Here is a 7690-nt window from a genome sequence, read left to right as displayed (position 1 = left end):
AGGCCACGATGGTGAGGATATAGATGAGTGCCGGAGCCAGCAGGGCAAAGGCGAAAAGGGTGGCGCTGCGGCTGCTGGTCATGGGCCTTGCTCCTTAGCCTGCACGCCCGAGGGCAGCATCGAACTGCTGCCAGAGCGGGGCCATATCGACAACCGAACCCGTGCGCATGGCCCGGTCCATGGAAAGGGCGAGAAGCCCCGCTTCGAGCGCGTCGACCACCGAGACCGGCAGCGGCACACCCTCGGTCAGATGGCGCAGGATATCCTCGGCCATCTGCTCGTCGGCCCCGTAATGCTGGGACAATTCGGAATTCTTGTAGGTCTTGTCTTCCAGGCGCTCGGCCGTGCGGCTGTCGGTGACGCGGAAGTAATTGCGGATGAAGTCGCCTTCGGCCATGCCCTTGGCGCCGATGACGGCGAAGCGCCGGAAATCGTCGGGCACGTTGATATTGGTGTGGAAGGTCAGCGCCGCGCCATTCTCATAGGAGACGATGGCGGTCTGGAAATCGATGATGTCGCCATCGCTGTCGAAGACCTTGTCCGAGCCCTGCCAGCCCGAAGGCTTGCGGTGGTAGACCTCCAGATCGTTGGCGCCGGTGCCCTGGGGGGCATTTGCGGGCGTGAAGCTGCGGCGGCCGCCAAAGCTGGCGACGAAGCGCGGGCGGCACCCCATGACGCCATTATAAAGATCGAGGTCGTGGCAGCATTTTTCCAGCATGAAGCTGCCGGCATATTTCTCGTAGCGACGCCAGTCGCGCATGAAGAAGGCGCCGTGATAGGGCGGAATATGCTCGGACGCCTCGATGGAGGCGATGTCGCCCAATTTGCCCTCGGCCTGGGCCTTGCGCAGATCGACATAAAGCGGAGCATAGCGCAGGACGAGGCCGACCATGACATTGTCGGAGCCGTAGCGGCCGAGCAGCTCGGCCAGCGCCATGGTATCCTCGATGGAGGTGACCACCGGCTTTTCGGAAAAGATCCTGAGGCCGCGCTCGAGACCGATGCGGATATGATCGAGATGCATGTGGTTGGGCGAGCCGACCATGAGCAGGTCCAGATTGCCGCCATCGATCAGCGCTTCGAGGCTGTCATAGGCCGGGCCGATCTTCACGCCATGCTCGGTGGCATAGGACAGGCCCGCCGGATCGGGATCGACATAGCCGACGATCTCGAAATCGGGACGCGCCACGGAGAAGACGCGAGCCAGATATCCCAAACGATAGCCGAGGCCGATTATGCCGACGCGCATAAGTTCCTACCCTGTTTTATTAGACCGCCGACCTCTTGCGGGCCGGTGACGTTTGTGTAAACGATTTTCAAGACTAGGATCGTTTCCAAAGCCATGTCAACACGAATTCGACACAGTTTCAATACCAATTTAAGCCACCCCTGAATTTTCCTGTACTGCGACGAATTTTGCCTAATTTCTGGGGGTTTCTGCCCATATTTTCGGCAGGACGGCGCTGGACAAAGGCTGTGGAAAGAGGCAGCATGGCCAAATTGGTATTCATCTGGGCTCTTGGGCGAGCTTTCAGAATGATGACCACAATGAAAATTTGAAACACAAATGCAGGGGCGAAACCGGGAAGAACCGGCCCTGTCCCATGCAGGCGAGGAGAGCGATGAGCAGCCCCAATCCCTTCCCCGGCGACGCCGAGCGCAGCGCCATCTGGACCATGCTGGTGGAACGCGATATCGCGGCCTATATCGCCGCCGACTGGACCATGGTGGAGGACGATTTCGTCGCCGAGGACTTTTTCGGCGTTAACGGCAATGGTTGCGACAATCCCGATGGCTGGACCATCAGCTTTCCCACCCTGGCCGATTATCGCGAGGAATGGCTGCGCCAGGCGCGCGAGGGCCAGAAAGTGGCCTATGCCGAGGACGCCGAGGCGGCCATCCACCGCGCCACCAGCCTCACCGAGATCGAAATCAAGGGCGAGCGCGCCGTGGCGCACAAGAAATTCGACGGCAGCATCGCCCGCGCCGATGGCGGCAAGGACACGCTCAACTGGCAGACGGTGTATTTCTGCCGCAAGGTGGACGGCCGCTGGAAGCTGACGGGGTTCGTGGGCTACCTGCCCTATCCGATGGGGAAGAGCTGAAGACTTTTCGATAGGGCAAGAGGCGCTATCGGCTCTTTTTCTTCTTCTGCGATGGTTCAGTCGACACCCTCCCCCTTGCGGGGAGGGATCAAGGGTGGGGGCGTTTGGCCCCGATATTGGGGCTTTCTCACCCCCTCCCAGCCTCCCCCATCAAGGGGGAGGTGCCGCGCGGTGGGTGGGGAGAGTCCGTGAACAAGAGTCTGGACATGTCGTTTTTCACGCCGCAACGGCTCGTCATGCTGGTGTTCTTCTTCCAGCCTATCGCCTTCGGCTCATGGCTGCCGCGCATTCCCGAGGTGCAGGCGGGAATGGGGCTGGGGCCGGCGGCGCTGGCGCTGGCGCTGCTGGGCATGCCCTGCGGCACGCTGGTCACCCTGCCCTTTGCCGGGCCGCTGGTGGGGCGGATCGGAGCGCGGCGGGCGATCCTGATCGGGTTCGTGTTCTATTCCATCGCCGCCTGCCTGCCGGTGCTGGCCCCGAGCCCGCTGCTGCTGTTTGTCGCGCTGATGCTGGCCGGGTCGGCCATCTCCTTTGTCGAATTGGGGCTCAACGTGCAGGCCGACCTGGTGGAAAAAGCCGGCGGCAGGCTGATCATGAACACCGCCCATGGCTGCTGGTCGCTGGGCATCATGGCGGGGAGCCTCGTCGGGTCCGGGCTGGCCGGGCTGGGGCTGGCCCCTTCCCTGTCGGTGCCGCTGGTGGCCGCGATCGTTTTGCCGCTGGCGCTGGCCAGCGCCTGGGCCCTGCCCCGGCTGGATGACAGCGCCCCCCATGGGCAGGTGCAGCGCTCGGCCTGGGCGCTGCCCAGCCCGGCCCTGATCGGCATCTGTCTCTTCGTCTTCGGCATCACCATGACCGAAGGCGCCATGGCCGACTGGTCGGCGATTTTCCTGCGCGACGCGCTGTTCGCCGAAGGCGGGCTGGTGGGGCTGGGCTATTCGGTATTCGCGCTGCTGGTGGCGACGGGCCGCTTCGGCGGCGACCTGCTCAAGCGCCGGTTCGGCGCGGTGGGCACGGCGCGGCTCTGCGGCACGCTGGCGGTTCTGGGCGGCGCCCTGCTCTATATGGCGCCCAGCGTGGAAATGGCGCTGGTTGGCTTCGGCATAATCGGGCTGGGCGTGTCGGTGGGCTTCCCGCTGGCGGTGACGGCGGCGGCGGGCATTGGCGACCGGGCCGCTTCGGCCAATGTGGCGGTACTCTCCTTCGTGGCTCTGACCGGGTTCCTGATCGGGCCGCCGCTGATCGGGCTGGTGGCCGAGCATGGCGGCATCAGACTGGGCATTGCCTGCGTCATCCCCGTGCTGGGGCTGAGCCTATTGCTCGCCGGGCGGCTGAAGCCGCGGCCAGCCTCCCTCTCCCACAATCCTCAAGCCGACATAGCCGGAGTGCTCTGATGCGTATCGCCGTGGCCGGACTGCATATCGAATGCAGCTCCTATAATCCCGTGCTCAACCATGAGGGCGATTTCCGCGTGCTGCGCGGGCCCGCCATGCTCAAGGACGGCTATTTCGACTTTTTGACGCATTTCCCCGCCGAGTTCATCACCATCCTTCACGCGCGCGCCATTGCCGGCGGGCCGGTGGCGCGGGATATCTATGAGCGCTGGAAGGGAGAAATCCTCGACGGGATCAAGGCGGCGATGCCGCTGGACGGGGTGTATCTGCCGCTGCATGGCGCCATGGTGGTGGAAGGCCTGTTCGACGCCGAGGGCGATTTCATCGCCGCGGTGCGCGAGACGGTGGGGCCGGACCTGCCGATCGCGGCCAGCTATGACCTGCACGGCAATATCAGCCAGACCATCATCGACAATCTCGATATTTTCTCCACCTATCGCACCGCGCCCCATATCGACACGCCCGACACCATGCGCCGGGCGGTGAACATGCTGGTGCGGGCGCTGCGCCGGGGTGAAAAGCCGATGCTGGCCTGGGCCAAGGTGCCGGTGCTGCTGCCGGGGGAGCGCACCTCGACCCAGGACGAGCCGGCGCGCAGCTTTTATGCCCAGATGGAGGCGGTGGAGGACCCCACGGGCATCTGGGACGCCTCGTTCCAGGTGGGCTATGTATGGGCCGACGAGCCGCGCGCCACCGCCTGCGCCGTCATCACCGGCACCGACCGGGGCGCCATGGCGGAGGCGGCGCGGCATCTGGCGCAGGATTATTGGAACATTCGCGAAGGGTTCGTCTTCGGCATGGAGACCGGCTCCATCCAAGAGTGCGTGGACAAGGCCGTGGCGAGCCAGACCCAGCCGGTGGTGCTGGCCGAATCGGGGGACAACCCCACCGGCGGCGGGGTGGGCGACCGGGCCGAAGTGCTAGCGGCGCTGATGGCGCGGAACGCGCAGGGCGTGATCTTTGCCGGCATCACGGACGCGGCGGCGACGGAGGCCGCCTATGCGGCGGGCGTGGGCGCGCGGGTGAAACTGCATATCGGGGCGAGCCTCGATCCGGCCAGCACGCCGGTGGACGCCGAGGCCGAGGTGCAGTTCCTCTTCGAAACCGGCGAAAAGCGCCTGCGCGAGGCGGTGGTGCGGATCGGCGGGATCGACCTGGTGCTGACGGCGCGGCGGCGGCCCTTCCACAATCTGGCGGACTTCACCCGGCTGGGGCTCGACCCGAAAGCGGCGCGCATCGTCGTGGTGAAATCGGGCTATCTGTCGCCCGAGCTTGGGCCCATCGCCAATCCGGGCCTGATGGCGCTGTCGCCGGGGGTGGTGGACCAGTTCGTCGAGCGGCTGGAGCGCAAGCACAAAAGCGGCAAGCAATATCCGTTCGACCGGGATTTCGCGTTTACGCCCGAGGTGGTGTGGTCGAAGCGGGCGGGGTGAACGCCGTAAGCCTCCCGAGCCCGGTGTCATTCCGGCCTTGAGCCGGAATCCATCTCCGCATGTTTCCAAACCCATCGAGGTGGCGGATGGCCTTCAGGATGGATGCCGGCCTGCGCCGGCATGACATGGTGGGTGGGGATGGGCTGGGTCAAATGTGGCAACGATCTAATTCAGCATCGCCCGCAATTCGGCCTGCACGGCCTGCATGGCCGGCAGATAGAGGTCGACGAGATCGGTGACGCTCTGCTGGGTGGCGGGGGCGCCGATGTTGAGGGCCGCAACGGTGGCCCCGCGCGCATTGCGGATGGGAACGGCGATGGAGCGCAGGCCCATTTCCACCTCCTGATCGATGAGCGCATAGCCTTGCGCGCGGATGCGGGCCAGTTCGGCAAGGATGGCGGCGGGGTCGGTGCGGGTGAGCGGGGTGCGCGCGATGAGGGGCGTCTGTTCGAGAATCCCCGCCGCTTCGCCTTCGGGACGGGCGGCGAGCAGGACGCGGCCCATCGAGGTGCAGAAGGCGGGCAGGCGCGAGCCGGGCATAAGGGCGATGGCCATTAATTTTCGCTGGGCGGCGCGGGCCACATAGACGATATCGGCACCATCGAGGATGGAGACCGACGAGCTTTCGCCGAGTTCCTGCGAGAGCCGGTCGAGCAGCGGCTGCACCATTTGCGGCAGCGGCATGGTGGCCAGGCACGCCGTGCCCAGCCGCAGGACGCGCGGCGTCAGGGTGAAATATTTCCCGTCATAATCGGCATAGCCCAGATGGGCCAGCGTCAGCAGGCAGCGCCGCGCCGTCGCCCGGTCGAGCCCGGAAGCGGCGGAGACTTCGCTGATCGACTGGCGCGGGCGCTCGGCGGTGAAGGTCTCGATGGCGAGCAGGCCCTTGGCCAGCCCGCCCATGATGTCGCGTTCGAGCATGGCGTGGCCTTTGTGCGATATGTCAACAAATACAGCATATCGCACAAATTCGGTTGAAGGGAAAGGTGGGGCGGGGTTTATGGGTATCCGATCACAGGGGCGCGCGGCGCCTTCCGTGCGGCTCCTCCCCCTCGACGAGGGAGGTTGGGAGGAGGTGCCGAGAGCCGCGATATCGTGGCTAAACACCCCCCACCCTCGATCCCTCCCCGTAAGGGGGAGGGAGGCGAAGGAGCCGAAGTATGGGAAAAAGGACAAAGGCCATGGATAAGAGTGTTCCAGACCTGGCAACGGCGCTGGAGGGCATCACGGACGGCATGGTGGTGATGATCGGCGGGTTTGGCGGATCGGGCGCGCCGATCGAGCTGATCCATGCGCTGATCGACCGCTTCAAGGCGACGGGAAGCCCGAAGAACCTGACGCTGGTCAACAATAATGCCGGCAATGGGCGCATCGGCATCGCCGCCATGATCGATGCCGGCATGGTGGCCAAGATGATCTGCTCGTTTCCGCGCTCGGTCGATCCGCGCGCCTTCACCGAACGCTATCTCAAGGGCGAGATCGGGTTGGAGCTGGTGCCGCAGGGCACACTGGCCGAGCGCATCCGCGCCGCGGGCGCCGGCATTCCGGCTTTCTATACGCCGTCGAGCTTCGGCACCGAGCTGGCCGAGGGCAAGCCCGTGGCCGAATTCGACGGTAAATCCTATGTGCAGGAGCGCTGGCTCAAGGCGGACGTGGCCATATTGAAGGCCGAGCTGGCCGACCGCATGGGCAATCTCACCTTCCGCAAGGCGGCGCGCAATTTCTCGCCGCTGATGGCGGCGGCGGCCAGGCTGACCATTGTGCAGGCGCGGTCGGTGGTGGAACCGGGGGAAATCGACCCCGAACAGGTGGTGACGCCGGGCATTTTCGTCGACCGGGTTCTGGAGGTGGCCGACGCGCAGCAGGAAGAGGCGCTGATGCGCGCCGGGGTGGCTTATGATGGTTGAGAAACTTTCCAACGCGCAGATCGCCTGGCGCGCGGCGCAGGACATTGCCGACGGGGCCTATGTCAATCTGGGCATCGGCTTTCCCGAAATGGTGGCCAAGTTCCAGCCGCCGGGCCGGCAGGCGGTGTTCCACACCGAAAACGGCGTGCTCAATTTCGGCGAGGCTCCGCCCGAAGGCGAGGAGGACTGGGACCTCATCAATGCAGGCAAGAAGGCAATCACCTTGAAGCCGGGCGCGGCCTTCTTCCACCATGCCGACAGCTTTGCCATGGTGCGGGGCGGACATCTGGATGTGGCGATATTGGGCGCCTACGAAGTGGCGGAAAATGGCGACCTGGCCAATTGGTCGACCGGGCCCAAGGGCGTGCCGGCCGTGGGCGGGGCGATGGACCTGGTGCATGGGGCAAAACGCGTCGCTGTCATTACCGACCATGTGACCAAGGACGGGCGGCCCAAGCTGGTCAAGCGCTGTTCGCTGCCGCTGACGGGCGTGGGATGCGTGACGCGGGTTTATACGAGCCTGGCCGTGATCGATATCGAGAAGGACCGTTTCATTCTGCGGGAGAAGCTGGCGGGGCTCAGCCTTGATAGCTTGCAGGACGTGACCGGGGCCGAACTGGTGGTTTCCGGCCCGATTGCCGATCTGGTGGCCCCTGAGGTTTGAACATGACCGACGCTTATATCTGTGACTATATCCGCACCCCTATCGGCCGCTTCGGCGGCGCGCTGGCCATGGTGCGTCCCGACGATCTGGGCGCCATTGCGCTGAGCGCGCTGGTGGCCCGCAATGGCTGCGTCGACTGGGAAGCGGTCGACGACGTGATCTTCGGCAACGCCAACCAGGCGGGCGA

General features: G+C 65.0%; 7 protein-coding genes and 1 pseudogene. 6 read left to right on the top strand and 2 right to left on the bottom strand.

Translation table 11 applies throughout. From position 1 onward, the window contains the following. Positions 1-94: 94 nt before the first annotated feature. A complete protein-coding gene (locus VDP82_RS11105; protein ID WP_323014911.1) occupies positions 95-1249 on the bottom strand; it encodes a Gfo/Idh/MocA family oxidoreductase in 1155 nt (384 codons plus the stop codon). 373 nt (positions 1250-1622) lie between these two features. On the opposite strand from VDP82_RS11105, the gene VDP82_RS11100 reads away from it, so the two are divergent. The 3 genes from VDP82_RS11100 to VDP82_RS11090 all read left to right on the top strand — a co-directional run bounded on the left by VDP82_RS11100 (position 1623) and on the right by VDP82_RS11090 (position 4932). Further along, positions 1623-2105, top strand: coding sequence for a hypothetical protein (locus VDP82_RS11100; RefSeq protein WP_323014910.1), 483 nt, complete (start codon positions 1623-1625; stop codon positions 2103-2105). Between the two features lie 206 nt (positions 2106-2311). Beyond that, positions 2312-3499 (top strand): MFS transporter, encoded by a 1188-nt coding sequence (locus VDP82_RS11095; RefSeq protein WP_416347102.1) that lies wholly within the window; start codon positions 2312-2314, stop codon positions 3497-3499. Continuing rightward, complete coding sequence (locus VDP82_RS11090) at positions 3499-4932, top strand: M81 family metallopeptidase (RefSeq protein ID WP_323014908.1); 1434 nt, start codon at positions 3499-3501, stop codon at positions 4930-4932. Before VDP82_RS11095 ends, VDP82_RS11090 begins: the two co-directional genes overlap by 1 nt. Positions 4933-5097: 165 nt before the next feature. Here VDP82_RS11090 and VDP82_RS11085 read toward each other — a convergent pair whose 3' ends face one another. Further along, entirely contained in the window at positions 5098-5853 is a 756-nt protein-coding gene (locus VDP82_RS11085) for an IclR family transcriptional regulator domain-containing protein (RefSeq protein ID WP_323014907.1), read from the bottom strand. A gap of 260 nt (positions 5854-6113) precedes the next feature. On the opposite strand from VDP82_RS11085, the gene VDP82_RS11080 reads away from it, so the two are divergent. From VDP82_RS11080 to VDP82_RS11070, 3 genes and pseudogenes are all read left to right on the top strand, one after another. After that, the gene (locus VDP82_RS11080) at positions 6114-6839 is read left to right on the top strand and encodes a 3-oxoacid CoA-transferase subunit A (RefSeq protein WP_323014906.1); all 726 of its coding nucleotides are present in this window, start codon (positions 6114-6116) and stop codon (positions 6837-6839) included. Further along, on the top strand, positions 6832-7503 hold the full coding sequence (locus VDP82_RS11075) for a 3-oxoacid CoA-transferase subunit B (protein WP_416347101.1): 672 nt from the start codon (positions 6832-6834) through the stop codon (positions 7501-7503). Before VDP82_RS11080 ends, VDP82_RS11075 begins: the two co-directional genes overlap by 8 nt. A 2-nt stretch (positions 7504-7505) precedes the next feature. Next, positions 7506-7690, top strand: a pseudogene (locus VDP82_RS11070) (hypothetical protein); the annotation flags it as partial.

Source organism: Devosia sp. (assembly GCF_034675085.1).
Lineage (GTDB): Bacteria > Pseudomonadota > Alphaproteobacteria > Rhizobiales > Devosiaceae > Devosia.
The sequence above is the reverse complement of the archived record's forward strand: the minus strand, read 5'-3'. Positions and strand labels throughout refer to the sequence as shown.